The following is a 19,584-nucleotide window of genomic DNA, read 5'->3' on the forward strand; positions in this document are numbered from 1 at the left end:
TACATTCCAGAAAAAGGAAAACGAGTTGAATATATTATCAACTCGTCCATTTCACCTTTTTTATTTATGTTCTGCTAACCATTCAGATACTTTTTTCGCATCTTCACCTTGAATAAGTCCTGGTGACATTGAACCGCGGCCTTTTTTAATAATCTCTTCGATATCTGCGGCGTCGTACTTACCGCCCACTTTTCTTAAATCAGGTCCAGTTGCCCCTGATAAATCTGTTGCGTGACATCCAGCACAACTTCTTTGGAAAATTTGTTCTGCGCTGTCTGTGCTTGCAGACTGTTTCGAAGACTTACTCTCTTCTTTATTTCCGCATGCTCCTAAAGTAAAAACAACCGATGTCCCTAGCGCAATAGCCAACAATTTCTTTTTCACTTCTATCGCTCCCCATTGTTGATATTCTTTTTATTCCTAACACACTCATTTTCATTATAAGCATTATCTTTATATAGAAAAACTAAGGTGTATTTCATATTCCTCAAAAATACAGTGAGAACCTTGATAAAATAAAGCTTTCATAAGTTGTTTCAATTCTGTGAACAACTTAAAAAACTTCTATAAAGAATCCTTTTTAAAAGGAAAATTAGAAAAGTTCTATATAAATCTTCACCCTATTACCGCTCTATTTTACTATTCTCTACTTTTTACAAAACAATATACAGCATTGTAATCTACATATAATCCCATCAAAAAGAGAAGTTGTCGTTTCCAACTTCTCTTCCTCTTTACTTCATCTATAAAAATAAAATCAAATGCCTTATATCCTCTATATCCTCAGCATGCGCCAACAATTTTGTTGGCTTTTTTTCGCTTATTAGATGCGAGAACGTAAGTAAGCATCAATAAATGGATCAATCTCTCCATCCATAACTGCTTGTACGTTACCAACCTCCGTATTTGTACGGTGGTCTTTTACAAGAGAATACGGGTGGAATACGTAAGAACGGATTTGGCTACCCCATCCGATTTCTTTTTGTTCCCCACGGATTTCATCTAATTGTGCCTGTTGCTCTTCTAGTTTCTTTTGATATAATTTCGCTTTTAACATCTTCATCGCATGCTCACGGTTTTTAATTTGTGAACGCTCTGACTGACACGTTACAACTGTATTTGTCGGTGTATGTGTAATACGAACTGCTGAATCTGTCGTATTTACGTGCTGCCCACCCGCTCCACTTGCACGGTACGTATCAATTTTTAAATCTTCTGTACGTACTTCGATTTCAACTTCATCATTGAACTCTGGTACAACTTCACAAGATACAAATGATGTATGACGACGACCTGAAGAATCGAATGGTGAAATACGTACAAGACGATGTACACCTTTCTCTGCTTTTAAGTAACCGTAAGCGTTATGACCTTTAATTAATAAAGTTACACTCTTAATACCAGCTTCATCACCTGGTAAATAGTCAACCGTTTCTACTTTAAATCCACGTTTTTCAGCCCAACGTGTATACATACGTAATAACATAGAACCCCAGTCTTGTGACTCAGTTCCACCTGCACCTGGATGTAATTCTAAAATCGCATTATTTTTATCATAAGGATCACTTAATAGTAACTGAAGCTCATACTCATTCATTTCTTGAATTAAGCCTTTTACTTCTGATTCTAATTCCTCATGTAAATCTTCATCATATTCTTCTTTTAAAAGCTCATGCGTTACTTCTAAATTTTCGAACGTCTCATCTAACTGACGGAAACTTCCAACCATATCTTTTAACGCATTCGCTTCATTAATTACAACTTGTGCGCCTTGTTGGTCATCCCAAAATCCTGCGCCCATCATTTTTTCTTCTAATTCTGCAATTTGATTCTCCTTAGTAGGGAGGTCAAAGAGACCCCCTAAAAGCCGCTAATCGCTTAGCCATTTTCTCTAATTCCTGTCTAATTTCTACTAATTCCATTTCCTTCACCTCTATGTAATTGCTGTTACTTTCGTATGAAAACAAGGGAAACTCTCTCCACTTATTACGGAGAGAGTTTAATTCTTCTTAATTATACATTTTTGATATAAAAGTTTGCAAAGCAGCCAAAGCTACCGCCCTATATTACTGAACAATACCACAGCAGTTTTTATATTTTTTACCGCTACCACATTTACATAAATCGTTGCGGCCCACTTGGTCACCTTTTACAACTGGCTTTTTCTTCGCTTCTTCGCCATCGCTAGATGGATGAACAGCTTCACCTTGAACAACTTCTTGACGTTCTAAGTTTTGTTCAATTTCAGCTTTCATAATGTAACGAGAAATTTCCTCTTCAATAGAAGCAACCATTGACTCGAACATCGCGAATCCTTCCATTTGGTACTCACGAAGTGGATCAATTTGACCGTAAGCACGTAAATGAATACCTTCACGAAGGTGATCCATCGCATCAATATGCTCTGTCCATTTCGTATCTACAACGCGGAATACAACAACCTTCTCAAACTCACGCATTTGCTCTTCTGGCATAAGCTTTTCTTTGTCATTATAACGCTCTATTAATTTCGCGATAATCGGTTCGCTCATTTCCTCAGGAGCAAGGCGACGTAATTCTTCTTCTTTTATGTCTCCTTCTTGAAGAAGGTTTGTATTTAAGTAGTCAACAAGACCTTTAATGTTCCAATCCTCTTCAATTTCCTCTTGTGTATGAAGCGCAACAGCACGTTCTACTGTAGATTTCATCATACCTTCAATAATGCCACGTAAGTTTTCCGATTCCATTACTTCTTGACGTTGCTTATAAATAACTTCACGTTGCTGACGAAGTACATCATCGTATTGTAATAACTGCTTACGTGCATCATAGTTATTTCCTTCAACACGTTTTTGTGCAGACTCTACCGCACGAGAAACCATTTTACTTTCAATTGGCTGAGAATCATCCATACCAAGACGATCCATCATTGCTTTCATATTATCTGAACCAAATCGGCGCATTAATTCATCTTCCATTGATAAGTAGAACTGCGTCACACCAGGGTCCCCTTGACGACCAGCACGACCACGTAACTGATTATCAATACGACGGCTTTCATGACGTTCTGTACCGATAACTGCTAGACCGAAGATTTTCACATCATCTCCAAGCTTAATATCTGTACCACGACCAGCCATATTCGTTGCAATCGTTACAGCACCTTTCATACCGGCTTCTGCAATGATATCTGCTTCACGCGCATGGTTTTTCGCATTTAAAATGTTATGACGTACACCTTTACGTGTTAACATTTTTGAAATAAGCTCTGAAGTTTCAATTGCAACTGTACCTACAAGAACAGGTTGCCCTTGTTTATGACGATTTACAATATCCTCAACAACAGCATTGAACTTACCTTCCATTGATTTAAAGATTAAATCAGCACGATCATCACGAATAATCGGTTTGTTTGTTGGAATTACAATAACGTTCATATTGTAAATGTTACGGAATTCCTCTTCCTCTGTTTTCGCTGTACCAGTCATACCAGATAATTTTTCATACATACGGAAGTAGTTCTGGAATGTAATTGTCGCAAGCGTCATACTCTCATTTTGAATTTCTACACCTTCTTTTGCTTCAATCGCTTGGTGTAATCCTTCGCTATAACGACGACCTTTCATAAGACGACCAGTAAATTGGTCTACAATTACGATTTCGCCTTCTTGTACAACATAATCTGTATCACGGTGCATAACAACGTGTGCACGAAGCGCCTGATTAATATGGTGAAGAAGTGCTACATGTTTTAAATCGAATAAGTTTTCAATATGGAAAGCTTTCTCTGCTTTCGTAATACCATCTTCTGTTAACATTACATTTTTCGTTTTCACATCAAATGAATACTCTTTTTCATTTTCTAACGTACGAACGAATGCATTTGCAAACATGTATAGCTCTGTTGATTTTTGAGCTTGTCCCGAAATAATAAGCGGCGTACGCGCTTCATCGACTAAAATAGAATCGACTTCATCGATAATAGCAAAGTGAAGTGGACGTTGAACGCACTGCTCTTTATATAAAACCATGTTGTCACGTAAGTAATCGAATCCAAGCTCATTATTTGTGCTATACGTAATATCAGCAGCATAAGCCTCTTGTTTCTCTTCGCGTGACATATGGTTTAAGTTAATTCCTACCGTTAAGCCAAGGAACTCATGAAGTTGTCCCATTTCGTTCGCATCACGTTGTGCTAAGTATTCATTGACTGTAACAACGTGAACACCTTTTCCTGTTAAAGCATTTAAATATACAGGTAATGTAGATGTTAACGTTTTACCTTCACCCGTTTTCATCTCAGAAATATTCCCTTCATGTAAGGCAATACCACCCATTAACTGTACGCCATATGGACGCATTCCAAGAACACGAGTTGCCGCTTCGCGAACAACTGCAAAAGCTTCAGGTAGTAGATCATCTACTGTTTCACCTTTTGTTAGACGTTCTTTAAATTCAAGCGTCTTTCCTTTTAATTGTTCATCAGTTAGTGGCTTAATAGATGACTCTAATGCATCAATTTGCTCAACTGTCTTTTGCATACGTTTAATTTGGCGTTGGTTTACATCAAACACCTTTTTTAAAATACCGATCATAGGAAATACGCTCCTCTTTTATTAAAATAAAACTTCCGATTGTTTTTCTTTTTCTCTATTACAATCAGTCGTTGTAAAAATCAAATGTATGTTATGCCAATTTTTCTCCTAATTAAAAAAACTAAAATGTATATACCTAATGATAATTGTAACACTTGTCTTATAACTATGACAACAATCGGCCGAATGTCAGGCCTTATATTCAAAAAAGTTTTCATTTCATTTGTTCCAACAAACTAATATGTCTTTTCTCTATCCCTCTATTGCAAATTCCGTATTAAATATCCCACTTTAAAAGAGGATAATCGAAGGAAATCTATTAGTTTTAAATGAACAATTACAAAAAGTCGGAAATTCCGCAGGTGCAGCATCCATAGATACTTACACCTGCGAAACAACTCCGACTTTAAACGATACTGTTATGTTGCAAAATCTACTCAACCACAGCAAAAAACACCCTTAAAATATATCTGGATCAATCACGAATTTTATTAATTTATTGGTATTTCTAATTCATGATATTTCCCTTTCTTATCCTTCATAAAAGAAATAAATTTCACCTTAGTTGATTCATTTGAAAAGTTTTTATAATTTTTATAAGGGTCATCTCCTATAAAATAATTTGTCCCTATATATCCTCGTACTGTTTTACCAGCAGGTATTACAGGATCAAACTGATATTGTTTAGGTAACTCCATTGCATACGGAATTACATTATAAAACTCGCCTATTTTAGAATAAAACAATGTATCGGAAATAGACTCATTACTAAGCAAGTTAATATCCAGATTTGTTGTATTTGTAATATTTAAAGGTAAAACATACGTCACTACTTCACGGTCTTCATAAGGATCATAAACTTTTGTAGGATCAAGAGGATCAAGAGCATGAAACGTAACTCCTTGTCCATCTTCAAAAGTTCTATTAGATAAAAATTCATCTTTTACCACTTTATAAGATTCATTATTTAGATTTAATGTTTTAAATCTAAATAAACTAGCAAATATACATAGCAACAGACACAATCCAATGATTATTAAGACATGATTTCTTGTCACTCTTAATCTACCAACTTTCCATTATTAACATGTACAATGCGATCTACTATACCATTATCCAGGACATGCACATCATGACTAGCTACTATAATAGTCGTTCCTTTAGATTTTTCTACTTCCAAAATATCTAAAACATCTTTTATCCCATCACTATCTAAAGCATTAGTTGGCTCGTCTAATAACAATAATTTTGGTTGTTCCATTAAAGCTTGCGCTATCCCTAAACGTTGTTTCATACCTAAAGAGTATCTTTTATACTTTCTCTTATCTGTTTTATCAAGTCCAACCCTCTGAATAATATTATAAATTTCCTCATCAGAAATTTTATTATTAATCGATGATAAAAATTTCAAGTTCTGAAAACCAGTATACGCTGGAATAAAACTTGGATATTCAATCAATATCCCCATAGAATCAGGGAATTGCCTTTGTTTTCCAATTATTTCATTATCTACATAAACAACTCCAGAATTCAAACGCATTAACCCTGATATAGCGCGTAAAATCATCGTTTTACCAGAGCCATTATGCCCCTTCAAAACTAAAAATTCGCCTTTTTTTACTGACAAATTAATATTATCTAACACAATATTTCCTTTTAATCTTTTCGTCATACATTCACATTTAATATAATTGTCCATAAATTATTCACCTATCACATCTAGTTTTTTAAAACAAAAACTACCTAATAAAATCATTACAACAACAATTACTACCCCTATTAGGAGTAAATCATTCCATTGAATAGATTGATTATTACCTAAAGTCAATTGAATTGAACTGTGATCAACAAAATACCAACGATTTGGCATAACAAAAGAGCCTAAAAAATAAATACTATGAAAGAAAATAGACAAAAACAGGTACAACAACATTAGTACAAAAACAATAGTTATTGGTATATAAAACGTTAAAAACTCAAAAATCAAAGCTAATAAAAAGCTTATAATTATTTGAATTAGCATAGTACCTAATATTTTATAAGAAAATTGACTATATAAAGAACTCTCGCCAAAAGTAAGCAAATAGTACACCGTAAACCAAATAAAATACATAACAACCCAAATACAAACTATGTAAAAAAACAAAGATAGCATTTTCGTTAACCACAGAAAATGCTTCTTCTTAACACGAGGAAATAAATAAACACCATTCTGTTGAATATCTGAAAAAGCAAAATTCCCTACAAGCAACAAAGGAGTGATTTGAAAGAATATCCAATAAAAAGGAATAGAAAATCGCCCCTCCTTATAAAAATAAGATAAATCCACAAAGTCTACTCCATGAAAAAATCGATAAAAGGTAACATCTACTAATACAGATTCTTTACCATTACTAAGAGGCTGATTGTATAAAAAAGCAATTGCAATAATAGCGTAAATTAAGAATAAAAAAGCCATTATCTTGATGGAATCTCGAAACCTTACATGTAAATCTCTTTTTAACAAATAATATAAGATCATAATGTAAACTAGATCACCTCTGTCTCATCATTCATAGAAATATAACTTTTTTTAGATAAAATCCATACACTTATAAAAAAGATAAAAAAACAGCCAAATAAGCGTATAAATAAACCAGTAGCATCTTCAAACACATTTATATAAAAAGCATTTGTAAATAAAAATCCATGTAATATAAATCTATCTAATAAAACAGCAGTAATCATACATATTATTACAAGTAAACTAGGTAAAAATAATTGCAATAAAGCACTTATCATACATATAAAAACACTCGCAAATAATTGAATGCAAAATAATAATGGATAATTTACATCAACACTAGTTATAGCCATCCTATTTGACATCAAAAACAACTGTAAAATCATACTCCCAGCAAAAAAGGAAACAAAAACGAATAACTTTATATAATATATGGAAACTAATTTCAATACATTATTCACTCTGTAAACAACATAAATACTAAAAAAATTCGACATAGAATATACAGAAAAAACAATTGTTAAAGGAATAAATATAGTCGACAAATTATAAAACGACATAACCTTATACAAAGTTTCCAATTCGTTCATTTTCTCTTTTACAATGCCCTGTTCAAAATAATTGAACAAGCAACCAATGATACTAACATTAAGTAAAAAGAGAATACTTAACCCAACATATTTCATCCTTATAGTTTCTTTCATTACATTATAAAAGAACATGCTTCCTACTCCCCCGTAAATAAAGAACTACAGAACAAAACCAAATACATAACAGGACACTAAGAAAAATTTGCAATTCAAAAAAGCCAAAATCTTTAATTAAATAATCTTTAGGATTGAGAATCCCTTTTCCAATACCAAGCCAAAAAATATGTAAAACAAATGGAACTAAATAAATAAAATAAACTCGTTTTATAAAAAACGAAATTGATAAAGCCAAACTCGAAAAAACCGCACCGTATAAACTATTTAAAAATACATACATTAGAAAATATAAAGTAGGATACTCATAATAAACCGTATTAAATTGAGCTGTTGGTGAAACAGTAGCCGCCATATAATTTAATATCGGATGCGGAGCAACTGTCGGATAAGTCATCGCATATAAATAAAAATGAAATAGTAAAGGGACACTTATAATAAAAAAAGATACTATAAAATTAATACAATAAAGTAATCTAAAATAATGACGCGTTCCCATCTTAGAAATGACAGGATAAATAAATCCATAATTTTTATCAATTCTATAAATCCCAGCTACAGCCATTGCAGAAATCATAGGAAATATAAGTAGATAAAATTCACTATAAAATGGTAGTCTATTAAAATGTAAAATGTTAGATAAATATGGAGATACCTTTATAATCCCAGCATCATTAAATCCTTTCGTTGTTACACACATAGCAATATATTGAGCAATGACAATTACTAACATAATAAATACAGACAACCAAAACATCCTACCTTTTAAAATCCTTCCTAAAAAGTAACTCATCTACAACTCCTCCATAAACCATTAATGAAATTTAAATCTTTTTTAATATGAAAAGTTGATCCGCAACACCATAACATTTATTTTCTTTATTTAACCAAATGTAACGAAAAGAAACATTTGCTCTCTCTCCTTCAAATTTAGGAAACTCAACTTCATACTGATAAACATCATTTGTACCTTTTCTTTTTACACTCTTAACTTCTTGTTTCCACTGAATTATTTTTCCATCAATTTGTTCAATCCGTCCCAAAAGATACGTTGGTTTTTTCTTATTCGTCACACCCGTTAAAAAAACATAATAATTTTCTGGTATAACTCCTGACTTTAATTTTTTATTTGAAAGCTTATCCTCTATTAAGCTATCATTTCTTTCTATTTGACCTTGAAAGAAATCATGACCATTTTCACTTTTTAAAAACACTTGTTCAACAATAGTATTTTTCTTAATTTCTTGTAACTGAATACTTTTCAAATTATCTTTTTCCGTTAAAGTATCTTCAATATTTACAATCGGTTCATCTACTTTCTTTTGACAAGAAACTAAGAAACTAATACTCAATATAAAAAAACAAACTAAAATATATCTTGAGATAAACCTCATTACAACTCCTCCTATTTTAAAAATGAAATAGCAGGAAAAGCCGTATAATCAAGACTCGGAACTATACGACTTTTTCTAGTACTACACAATAAATAATTTCAATTTATAATTTCTAAATCAATATTCAGTGTAAGGTCCACTCGGTCTTACACTATCAGGACTCCAAGCAGTAGGATAAGCATTATTTTCTCTAGAATAACCACCAAATCTCACAGGTACATTTTTCCCATAGTTTTCATATGCGTAATTTTGGAAAAGATACGTTTTACCTGGTTTCACCGTTCCTTCATGCTTACCCGACTCACCTGAAACATTTACCCAATCTCTATTACCTTTACCTTTATTTTTATCAGCTTCTGTCCAAACGTTAAAAGAACCACCGCCCTTCTCACTACTCTTTACACGCATATACATAGAAGTAGGTGTCTCTTTAGGACGTGCATTAGTAAAATCATATGCATTCCAAAGTCTAAAGGTAAATTCTACATGATCATCCTTTGTATCAGCCTTAGCAGGTTCGGTTAAAGCAAAAGTACTAGCTAAAATACCTAACGATAAAACAGATCCAAACATAAAACGACTTTTTTTCTTAATGCTCACTAAAAGCACCTCCGATAATTTGTAGCATTATATCGATTTTATTTTTTTACTAAAGAAACAAAGTAAATCTATATAATGCAATTTAAAGATAACAAAAGCAAAATACACTATCAATTGATTCCAGAAAACTTAATATTTTATTTACAATTATAAAATATTGTTAAATTAAACAAAATTAGTATACTCCTAACAAGTACATACTTATGGAGATAATCACATTCAAAATCTCAATACAAAAAAGCGCAGCCATTTCGGCTGCGCTTTTGAATTATTATTTAGTTTCGATTAAACCGTATTTCCCATCTTTACGGCCATATACAACATTAGTTTCATTTGTATCAGCATTTGTGAAGACGAAGAAATTATGTCCTAGCATATCCATTTGTAGGATCGCTTCTTCAACGTCCATCGGTTTTAAATCGAATCGTTTTGTACGTACAAGTTCTAATTCATCCTCTTCTACCGCATCCAGAACAGCTACTGCTTCTGGAAGGATAAAGTTCGTTTTCACAGAACCTTTCTCACGTAACTTACGATTTACCTTTGTTTTATGTTTACGAATTTGTCGCTCAAGTTTATCAACTACTAAATCGATAGCAGCGTACATATCGCTATTAGTTTCTTCTGCACGAAGTAATAAATCAGTAAATGGTATTGTTACCTCGACACGTTGCTTGTCAGAGTATACTTTTAAATTAACTTTAATCTCTGGGAATGTATCAAAATAACGCTCTAACTTACTTAGTTTTTTCTCTACATATTCCTTTAATGCTGGAGTTACTTCAATATTTTCACCACGAATGTTGAATTTCATAGATGAATTCCTCCTTTCAAGCCTATGTACTATAATTTCGACACTGGCTTAAAAACTCCTTCTAACTTTTTTAAAAAAATTAGTGGAATTGCGATTTTTTTATCGTTTTTTGTTGAAATGAAAAGATGCATCGTTTCTATCTTTATTTTATCCTATTAACATCGTGAATAACGAATATAACTGTGGACAATTCGTTACAGAAAAGAAACAACTTTTTGACAACTTACCCTATAACAAAAAACCCCTTGCGAAAAACAAGAGGTTCTACTACATATATATAACGTTGCCACAAACGCAGCTTTCTCTTCCCAAAACAATATCCCCTACAGTTTCACAACATTAGCTGCTTGTGGTCCACGTGCTCCATCTACAATGTCAAACTCTACTTGTTGCCCTTCTTCTAATGACTTATACCCATCTTGTTGAATAGCAGAAAAATGGACAAATACATCGTCACCATCTTCACGCTCAATAAACCCAAATCCCTTTTCTGCATTGAACCATTTCACTCTTCCTTGCATGTTCATTCCATTCCCTTCACTCTAAAAATCAGGGCATTCGCCCCATATTTTGACTATAACGAATGACAACATATGAAGTCAAAGAAGACTTATCGCCTTTTTATTATCCCTTTCGACACTGCCATATTAACTTCTACAAAGTGTCAAACTAGATACTTCCCTTGCCCCTCTTTCATATAACAAACTTCCGATTTGCCTAACTGTAATTCCAGTCGTATACACATCATCAACGAGTAAAATATGTTGCCCAGAAAACATCTCTTCTCCCTGAAAATAAAAAGGATTGCTTCCTGACACCCTTTCTTTACGTGTCTTCTTACTTTGCTTTTCTGTTTCCCTTCTTCTTAATGATGGATAAGAAATTTTGACAGGTAAACAAGTTGCTAATAACTCAGCTTGATTAAAACCACGTTCAACTGCCCTTTCCTTACTAAGCGGAACAGCGATAACGGTTGAAACATTAGCAAAATACTTTTGAAATAAACTTCGAAAAGGACGATAAAAAATGCGCACTAACTCTGCATCCCCCCGAAACTTAAACTGCGCTACTATTTCTTTCATCTCATCATCATACATATATAACGAACGGTTTTTAAAAGAACGATACTTCGCCTCTTTCATCCACCTTAGACAATCTATACAAATACCGTCTTCTTGAAATGAGGCAGGAACATATTCTAAAGGCCGCCCACACTCCATGCAAATTTCTCCTATAATATAGGAAAGTTTCTGCTCACATCTATCACATATATATTTTCTATGACACTTTACAAAAAAATTGTACCAACTAACCGTTTCTACAAAACACTCATCACAAAGTAAACAATGCATTAATCGATCAATCCTTGTTCTTTCGCATTTTTATTCATACCTTGAATATGTTTTTTCGCGCGCACCATCGCCTCTGTCTTACCATAGTGAAAATAAACGACCTCTCCATACGGTGCTTCAAAGCTCCGCCCTGCTCGGCCCGCAATTTGTACGAGTGCACTTTCTGAGAATATTTCTTCTTCCGCCCCTAAAACCGCTACTTGCAAATTTTTTACTGTTACGCCTCGCTCTAAAATTGTCGTTGTAACTAATAATGGGATTTCTCCTTTTCTGAAAGCCGCTACTTTTTCTTTTCTACCCGGATCTTCTGCATGTACACCTTCAATTCGCTTGTTTAATGACTTTAACAACAGGCTTATCTCTTCTATATATCGCACATGGGGAACAAATAAAAAAATAGGATATTTTTTATTTAAGTACGTTTGTAACCACTGTAGTAAAACTCGAGGAATTCTTTTATGAATGAGGCTTTTTTTCCAATTCCCGCACCAACAAAACAAAGGAACTGGCAAAGGATGACGGTGATATCGTCCAGAAACAATAACACCTTTTTGTTCACCTCTTCTAAATTTTCGCTTCCACGTTTCATCTGGAGTCGCAGTTAAATAAATACGCGCCGCTCTTTCTTTCATCGCTTGTTTTACCGCATACTGTAACATTTGATCTGCACAATATGGAAAAGCATCTATCTCATCTACAACCATGACATGAAACGCCCTATAATAACGCAATAATTGATGCGTGGTTGCAACGACTAGTACTGCATCTTTTTCTTTATCCACACTCCCTCCATATAAAGCCGCTACCTTTATATATGGAAATACTTCTTGTAATCTCGGTGCTAATTCCAGAACAACATCCGTTCGCGGCGTTGCGATACAAACTCTTTCTCCTTTTTGAAGCGCTTCGTTAATACCGTAAAACAACATCTCTGTTTTCCCAGCCCCGCATACAGCCCAAATAAAAAATGATTCTTTTCGCTTAATAGCCTCTATAACTCCTTGCGCCGCCAAATTCTGACCAGTAGACAACGTTCCGCTCCACCGTAACAAGTTTAAATTCTTTTCTCTCTTTCTTTCAGCAATCCCGCGAACAAGTAAAGCACATTCACTTACCCTCCCCATCGTTATACACTTCCGGCAATATGTGCACACTTTACTGCACCTTTTACATAAAAACGACGCAAATAGCCGCTGTTCTATATTTCCACAACGCTGACATACATATTTAGAAGCCTTCTTTTTTACACCTTGTACACACACGACCTCTCCCTTCTTTTTCAAATCATTTAATTCCCTCTGTAAATCTGAAGAAAGTTCGTCTAATAGCAACTGTTTCCCCGGTAGCATCGACAATCACCTCCAGCACTACTATAAACCCTTCTTCAAATCCCGTAAAAACTCAAAAAAGCCGATAACCTACTTATAAAATAGTAAGCTATCGACTTTATACACGTTTTTTATTCTTTTATAAATCCTAGAATCGACCGTAACCTAAGAAATGTTTTTGGTTATATGAGCTGTTAATATCACCGTACGCAATTCCTTTATCACTAGCATGAATCATTTGGCCATTACCAACGTAAATACCGATGTGAGATGGACCTGCTTTATAAGTACCTTGGAAGAATACTAAATCTCCTGGTTGTGGGCTACCTACTTTAGAAACTGAGTTCCAGTAACCTGCAACGTCTTGACGACCTACACCAAAAATGTAAGAAATGAATCCACTACAATCAAAACCACCGTTTGATGGAGATGCACTTCCCCAAACATATGGTAAACCTAAGTAGCTTTGCGCTTTACCAATTACGCCACCCACATTTGGAGCTGGCTTTTTCTCTTCTTGTTTAGGTGCTTCTTTCTTAGGCTCTTCTTTTTTTGGTTCCTCTTTTTTAGGTTCTTCTTTTTTAGGCTCTTCTTTTTGAGCTTGTCCACCATTGTTTGCTGGTGCAGCTTGCTCTGCAGGTGCTTGTGCTGGCTGAGCTTGCGCAGCTTTAGCAGCTTGCTCTGCTTGTTTTTGAGCAGCAGCTTCTTGTGCAGCTTTTGCTTGTGCTTCTTCTTCTGCAATACGTTGTAATTGTAACGCTTGTTTTTCAAGCTCTTTCAATTGACCTTCTGTACTTGTCATTGTAGTTACAACTGTATCCATTTTACCGCTTAAATCGTTTACCGCTGTTGCTTTTTTCTCTTTTTCAGCGTCAAGTTCTTTCTTAGCAGTTTCAATTTGAGTTTGTGCTTCTTTTAATTCTTTTTGTTTCTCTTTTACCGTTGCAACATCTTTTTTCACACTAGCTTGGTCTTCTTGCTGTGTTTTCATGATATCTTCATCAGACTCAAGAATTTTAGAGACAGAAGTTAAACGATCAACTAAATCTGCAACGTTTTTAGAGTTTACAAGAACTTCTGTTACAACGTTCGTATTTGGTTGTTCTTGAAGTGCAACTAAACGCTTTCTTAATAACTCTTCACGTTTTGCAATCTTCGTTTGTAATTCTGCAATATCTTTATTTTTCTTTTCAATTAATTGCTCAGTATCAGAAACTTTTTTCGTTGTTTCATCAAGCTTTGCAGCATTCTCTTGAACAGACTTATCTAAACCTTGAATTGTTTTGTTTAATTCATTCATTTGTTTTTGTAATTCATCACGTTCTTGTTGTTGTTTATGTAAAGTGTCATTTTGTGTATTAATTTGTGATTTCACGTCAGAAATTTTATCTTCTGCAAATACATTTGGTGTTAGCCCTGAAAACATTAACCCTGCAACTAATGCGCAAGATGCCATTTTTAGCTTTTTCATTTTATTTTTTACACCGCTTTCTTTTTTCTTTTTCCGTATATAACCTATAAAATTTATACCATAATTCGGGATTTTTTTTGCTAATGTTACGTTTTTGTAAAACAAATGTAATATTATATGTAGCTCTAGCGCAAAATTCGTATATTTTTGTATGTGTGTGTAGAAATTTATATACTTTTCTTAATTCTATAAACAAAGAAAAAACGTAAGGAATCCCTTACGTTTTATTAAATATACGAATACAAATGAAATGCTACTTCATCCATTTCTCAGCCCAATTTTGGACCTCATCCATAACACTTTCTAACGCTTTTCCCTTGTCAGTTAAGCCATACTCGATTCGAACTGGTACTTCTGGATAGACATTACGAACTACAATGCCCTCGCTTTCCAATTCCTTCAAACGCTCTGACAACATACGATCGCTCATATTTGGGATAATATCTGCGATTTCTCTAAAACGTTTCGACTCTTCAAGCAAAGATTTAATAATTAAGCCAGTCCACTTCTTACTAAGCAGAGTAAAAGCTGACTCAAACTTTGGACATAAACAAGAATTATGCTCCATATGTTTCACCTCTCTTCTATTATAATATAGTTTCTTGTAAAAAGTAAGTTATAAAACTTTCCTCATTATTTTATTTTACGTACATTTTACCATTTCCAAATATTAACTTGTCAACTAAACGTAACATACCCGTAAAAAAACCCTCTTAAAAAGAGAGCTTTTTATATCTTTATTACTTCGTATACCATCCAAGACCTAATGCACCTTCACCTAAGTGCGTACCAATTACAGCTCCAAAATAACCTGTACGAATTGTGACGTGAGGATATTTTGCTTCTAATTCTTTCTTCCATTCATTCGCTTCCTCTTCACGTTGCGCATGAATGATAACTGCTTCCATAGGTACACCTTTACTTGCTTGCTCATCAAAAATTTCAATGATACGTTTTAATGCTTTTTTACGTGTACGAATCTTTTCAAACGGAATAATGATTTTATCTCTAAAATATAAAACTGGCTTCACTTGTAACAGACTGCCGATGAAAGCTTGCGCGCTATTTAATCGACCACCACGTTGTAAATGATGTAAATCATCAACTACAAAATAGGCGTCCATCGTTTTCTTCATTTCATCAAAACGAGCAATAATCTCTTTTGGACTCTTTCCTTCACTTGCTAACCTTGCACCTTCACGCACATAAAATCCTTGTACTTCACAACTAATTTCAGAGTCATACGTGTATACATCAATACCCTCTACCATCTGTCCAGCTGTCGTTGATGTTTGATATGTACCACTAATTCCACTTGATAGGTGAATACTAATAACTGCATCATAATCTTTAGCTAGTTCTTCATATAGCTCAACAAACTTTCCGATTGCTGGTTGAGAAGTTTTTGGAAGTTCCTCTTGTTCACGTACTTTCACATAAAAATCATCTGCTGAAATTTCAGCTTCTTCTTGATAAGATTCTGTTCCAAACACAACGTTTAATGGAATCATATATATATTGAGTTCATCACGGATTTGCTTCGGTATATATGCTGTACTATCAGTAACAATAGCTATTTTCATTTTCGTACCTGCCTTATAAAAAGTTTTATTTCCTAATTTTACACGAAAACTACAAATGGTGCATCCATACAGGGAAATGCCGGTTGAAATTATACTCACCATCTCGACAAATTACAACAAAAAGATAAAATACTCACCAAAAACTTCAGCCTATTTAGAAAAAATGTTTGAATATAAAAAGGCTCGCTTTTAAAATGGAAAGTACTAGTCATTTTGATAGATAGGGGCGTATACAAGTGCTATTACAATATTTAACAATCAAAGACTACGGCGAACACGAAATCGTCATTCAAAAATCAAGATTTATTTGTTATATTAGCCGAGCAACGACTGAGGAAGAGGCTCAAGAATTTATACAAAAAATAAAAAAACAGCATTGGAATGCAACACATAATTGTTCCGCTTATTTAATTGGCGAACAAGATCATATTCAAAAAGCAAATGATGACGGCGAGCCTAGCGGTACAGCTGGCGTACCAATGCTAGAAGTACTAAAAAAACGTGGGCTAAAAGATACCGTCGTTGTCGTAACACGCTATTTTGGTGGCATTAAACTTGGCGCAGGTGGATTAATTCGTGCATATGGAAAGTGTACAAGCGAAGGCATTAATCATGTCGGTGTCGTCCAGCGAAAACTAATGCGTGTGATGCAAACCGAGATTGATTACACATTACTTGGCAAAGTAGAAAATGAATTACGTAATTCAAAATATGCCATTAAAGATATACATTATCTAGAAAATGTCACATTTGATACTTATGTAGAAGAAGACGGCAAACAAGCATTTACAAATTGGATGATTGAATTAACAAACGGGAAATGTACAATTACAGAAGGAGATATGTTGTACTTAGAACAAGATGTTATCTAAGCATAACTCTTTTATCACCTTCAAAGATTAATGTAGTGAATTACTTCCCTACAAATGAACTAACGAACTAAGGAGATTATATATGGAAGAACGTTATTATCATCTCCAAAATAGCAGAATAAAAAAGAAGCGAAGAAGGAAACTTTTCTTCTTCCTTATTTTCGCATTTTTATTTGGCAGCATAGGAGTTTATGTGTTAAATTCTTACTCTTCTCTTATGGGGATGTATAGTGGTTTTACTCGTGAAAAATCGGATTTAAGAAACAAAGATGTAGAAATTACAAAGGAACCTTTTACAATTCTCATTATGGGTATAGAAGATTATGCGACAGACGGTCAAAATGGTCGTACAGACTCATTAATGTTTGCAACAGTCAATCCGAAAACTCAAAAGATTTCACTTATGAGTATTCCTCGTGATTCTCGAGTTAAAATTGTTGGTAAAAATAAGGAAGACAAAATTAACGCTGCCCATGCTTACGGCGGAGAAGAAATGGCAATCAAAACTGTCGAAGGCTTTCTAAAAGTTCCTGTAGACCATTATCTTAAAATTGATTTCCAAGGCTTTAAAGGTATCGTTGATGCTGTCGGCGGCGTTACGGTTGACGTACCCTTCGATTTCTGGGAGCGCTCTGACGTAGATTACTACAAAAAAATTCAATTTAAGCAAGGACAGCAAAACTTAAACGGTGAAGAAGCACTTGCTTACGTCCGTATGCGAAAACAAGATCCAAATGGCGATTATGGTCGAGCTGCTAGACAAAGACAATTACTAGCCGCTGTTGCCCAAAAGCTAAACTCCACCTCTACTGTATTTAAAATTAAAGATTTAACAGCTGTCGTTGGAAAATATATAAAAACCGACATTCCTATTTCAGACGGACTTGCTCTTTACAATAAACTTTCTGCATTTGATCCTTCTACAATGCAAACGTTAAAGCTTGAAGGCGAAGACAAAAAGATAGGCGGTATTTATTACTTCCTTCCAGATCCAATCAGTGTAGAAACGGTGCGTAACGAAATTGAAAAAGAATTAGGAGAAAAAGCAAAAAATCCAACTACAAAAAACAACTCAAATCCTGATTCAAATTCAAGTTCTAACTCTAACGAACAAGCAAAAAAAGAAACAAACAAAAATAAAACACCAACTGATCCGCCACCTTCTACAAATGCTCATGCAGAGTGGATTATGCGCAATCAGCCGTAACAAAAAGGCCCAATCTATCCGATTGGGCCTTTTTTATTTACTTATTAAAGTGTTGTAAAATCGCTTCTACAATGCGCTCTGATGCACGACCATCACCGTAAGGGTTAGATGCTTTCGCCATCTTATCATGAGCTTCTTTATCTGATAACAACTCATCTGCAAGACCAAAGATTGTCTCTTCGTCTGTTCCTGCTAATTTCAGCGTACCTGCTTCAATACCTTCAGGGCGCTCTGTTGTATCACGAAGAACAAGAACTGGTACCCCAAGTGATGGAGCTTCTTCTTGTACACCACCAGAATCCGTTAACATTAAGTATGAACGAGCTGCAACATTGTGGAAATCAATTACATCTAGCGGCTCAATTAAATGAATACGATTATGTTCACCTAAAATTTCATTTGCTATTTCACGAACAACAGGGTTCATATGAACAGGATACACAACTTGTACATCTTCATGCTTATCAACAAGACGCTTAATTGCACGGAACATATTACGCATCGGTTCACCTAAGTTTTCACGACGGTGAGCTGTCATAAGTACAAGACGATCATTTCCAAGTTTCTCTAGTACAGGATGACTATATGTTTCTTTTACAGTCGTTTGCAGCGCGTCAATCGCTGTATTTCCTGTGATGAAAATACGTGACTCATCTTTATTTTCCTTCTGTAAGTTCGTTGCTGATTTTGCTGTTGGTGAGAAATGAAGATCCGCCATTACACCTGTTAATTGACGATTCATCTCTTCTGGGTATGGAGAATACTTATCCCACGTACGAAGACCCGCCTCAACATGGCCTACTGGAATTTGATTATAAAAAGCAGCTAAGCTTGCAATAAATGTTGTTGTTGTATCACCATGTACAAGTACAATATCCGGCTTCGCTTCTTTCATTACTTTATCCAAACCTTCTAAACCGCGCGTTGTAACATCAATTAAAGTTTGGCGGTCTTTCATGATATTTAAATCGAAATCTGGCGTAATTCCAAAGATATTTAATACTTGATCTAACATTTGGCGATGCTGTGCTGTTACAGTCACAATCGATTCAATTTTTTCTGGGTGTTTTTGCAACTCTAATACAAGAGGTGCCATTTTAATTGCTTCTGGACGTGTCCCGAAAATTGTCATTACTTTTAAACGTTCAGTCATGTGATTGCCTCTTTTCTTTCACTAATTAC

Annotated in this window: 20 protein-coding genes; 2 read left to right on the plus strand and 18 right to left on the minus strand. The window is 34.5% G+C overall.

Going from position 1 to position 19,584, the window contains the following annotated elements; translation table 11 throughout:
• Nucleotides 1-60: 60 nt before the first annotated feature.
• The 17 genes from cccB to BM089_RS22565 form a co-directional block, all read right to left on the minus strand.
• Nucleotides 61-384: a cytochrome c551 gene (cccB, locus tag BM089_RS22470; protein WP_000727975.1), complete on the minus strand. Its 324-nt coding sequence runs from the start codon at nucleotides 382-384 to the stop codon at nucleotides 61-63.
• 439 nt (nucleotides 385-823) lie between these two features.
• A protein-coding gene (prfB, locus tag BM089_RS22480; protein ID WP_096001455.1) for a peptide chain release factor 2 occupies nucleotides 824-1,922 on the minus strand; the annotation gives its coding sequence in 2 pieces (ribosomal slippage) (nucleotides 824-1,849 and nucleotides 1,851-1,922; 1,098 coding nt in all).
• Between the two features lie 144 nt (nucleotides 1,923-2,066).
• Nucleotides 2,067-4,574, minus strand: coding sequence for a preprotein translocase subunit SecA (secA, locus tag BM089_RS22490; protein ID WP_078400870.1), 2,508 nt, complete (start codon nucleotides 4,572-4,574; stop codon nucleotides 2,067-2,069).
• A gap of 491 nt (nucleotides 4,575-5,065) precedes the next feature.
• Nucleotides 5,066-5,593 carry a hypothetical protein gene (locus BM089_RS22495; RefSeq protein WP_090978155.1) on the minus strand — a complete coding sequence of 176 codons (528 nt, stop codon included), beginning with the start codon at nucleotides 5,591-5,593 and terminating at the stop codon, nucleotides 5,066-5,068.
• 41 nt (nucleotides 5,594-5,634) lie between these two features.
• Nucleotides 5,635-6,273, minus strand: coding sequence for an ATP-binding cassette domain-containing protein (locus tag BM089_RS22500; RefSeq protein WP_029443606.1), 639 nt, complete (start codon nucleotides 6,271-6,273; stop codon nucleotides 5,635-5,637).
• Between the two features lie 3 nt (nucleotides 6,274-6,276).
• Entirely contained in the window at nucleotides 6,277-7,032 is a 756-nt protein-coding gene (locus BM089_RS22505) for a hypothetical protein (RefSeq protein ID WP_002094202.1), read from the minus strand.
• Between the two features lie 71 nt (nucleotides 7,033-7,103).
• Nucleotides 7,104-7,799 carry a hypothetical protein gene (locus BM089_RS22510; protein WP_016513226.1) on the minus strand — a complete coding sequence of 232 codons (696 nt, stop codon included), beginning with the start codon at nucleotides 7,797-7,799 and terminating at the stop codon, nucleotides 7,104-7,106.
• Nucleotides 7,786-8,574: a hypothetical protein gene (locus BM089_RS22515; RefSeq protein WP_000120050.1), complete on the minus strand. Its 789-nt coding sequence runs from the start codon at nucleotides 8,572-8,574 to the stop codon at nucleotides 7,786-7,788. Before BM089_RS22515 ends, BM089_RS22510 begins: the two co-directional genes overlap by 14 nt.
• Before the next feature lie 31 nt (nucleotides 8,575-8,605).
• Entirely contained in the window at nucleotides 8,606-9,175 is a 570-nt protein-coding gene (locus BM089_RS22520; RefSeq protein WP_001211060.1) for a hypothetical protein, read from the minus strand.
• A gap of 117 nt (nucleotides 9,176-9,292) precedes the next feature.
• The gene (locus BM089_RS22525; protein ID WP_000023374.1) at nucleotides 9,293-9,775 is read right to left on the minus strand and encodes a hypothetical protein; all 483 of its coding nucleotides are present in this window, start codon (nucleotides 9,773-9,775) and stop codon (nucleotides 9,293-9,295) included.
• A gap of 271 nt (nucleotides 9,776-10,046) precedes the next feature.
• Nucleotides 10,047-10,589 (minus strand): ribosome hibernation-promoting factor, HPF/YfiA family, encoded by a 543-nt coding sequence (raiA, locus tag BM089_RS22530; protein ID WP_000671193.1) that lies wholly within the window; start codon nucleotides 10,587-10,589, stop codon nucleotides 10,047-10,049.
• Between the two features lie 323 nt (nucleotides 10,590-10,912).
• A complete protein-coding gene (gene cspC, locus BM089_RS22535) occupies nucleotides 10,913-11,110 on the minus strand; it encodes a cold shock protein CspC (protein WP_001990088.1) in 198 nt (65 codons plus the stop codon).
• Between the two features lie 126 nt (nucleotides 11,111-11,236).
• On the minus strand, nucleotides 11,237-11,941 hold the full coding sequence (locus tag BM089_RS22540; protein WP_090978131.1) for a ComF family protein: 705 nt from the start codon (nucleotides 11,939-11,941) through the stop codon (nucleotides 11,237-11,239).
• Entirely contained in the window at nucleotides 11,941-13,290 is a 1,350-nt protein-coding gene (comFA, locus tag BM089_RS22545) for an ATP-dependent helicase ComFA (protein WP_090978133.1), read from the minus strand. Before comFA ends, BM089_RS22540 begins: the two co-directional genes overlap by 1 nt.
• 127 nt (nucleotides 13,291-13,417) lie before the next feature.
• Nucleotides 13,418-14,845 carry a C40 family peptidase gene (locus tag BM089_RS22550; RefSeq protein ID WP_000499491.1) on the minus strand — a complete coding sequence of 476 codons (1,428 nt, stop codon included), beginning with the start codon at nucleotides 14,843-14,845 and terminating at the stop codon, nucleotides 13,418-13,420.
• A gap of 148 nt (nucleotides 14,846-14,993) precedes the next feature.
• Nucleotides 14,994-15,308: a winged helix-turn-helix transcriptional regulator gene (locus tag BM089_RS22555; protein WP_000400857.1), complete on the minus strand. Its 315-nt coding sequence runs from the start codon at nucleotides 15,306-15,308 to the stop codon at nucleotides 14,994-14,996.
• Nucleotides 15,309-15,480: 172 nt separating this feature from the next.
• Entirely contained in the window at nucleotides 15,481-16,323 is an 843-nt protein-coding gene (locus BM089_RS22565) for a DegV family protein (RefSeq protein ID WP_000684727.1), read from the minus strand.
• 236 nt (nucleotides 16,324-16,559) lie between these two features.
• Between BM089_RS22565 and BM089_RS22570 the strand changes: the two genes are divergently transcribed.
• Nucleotides 16,560-17,195 (plus strand): YigZ family protein, encoded by a 636-nt coding sequence (locus tag BM089_RS22570; protein WP_000926670.1) that lies wholly within the window; start codon nucleotides 16,560-16,562, stop codon nucleotides 17,193-17,195.
• 82 nt (nucleotides 17,196-17,277) lie between these two features.
• Nucleotides 17,278-18,402, plus strand: a complete 1,125-nt coding sequence (locus tag BM089_RS22575; protein WP_090978135.1) for an LCP family protein — start codon at nucleotides 17,278-17,280, stop codon at nucleotides 18,400-18,402.
• 37 nt (nucleotides 18,403-18,439) lie between these two features.
• On the opposite strand, the gene wecB is transcribed toward BM089_RS22575, so the two are convergent.
• A complete protein-coding gene (gene wecB, locus BM089_RS22580) occupies nucleotides 18,440-19,555 on the minus strand; it encodes a non-hydrolyzing UDP-N-acetylglucosamine 2-epimerase (protein ID WP_000140121.1) in 1,116 nt (371 codons plus the stop codon).
• Between the last annotated feature and the right edge of the window lie 29 nt (nucleotides 19,556-19,584).

Origin of the sequence: Bacillus sp. 5mfcol3.1 (assembly GCF_900114335.1) — a bacterium.
In the GTDB taxonomy this organism is placed as follows: Bacteria; Bacillota; Bacilli; order Bacillales; family Bacillaceae_G; genus Bacillus_A; species Bacillus_A thuringiensis_S.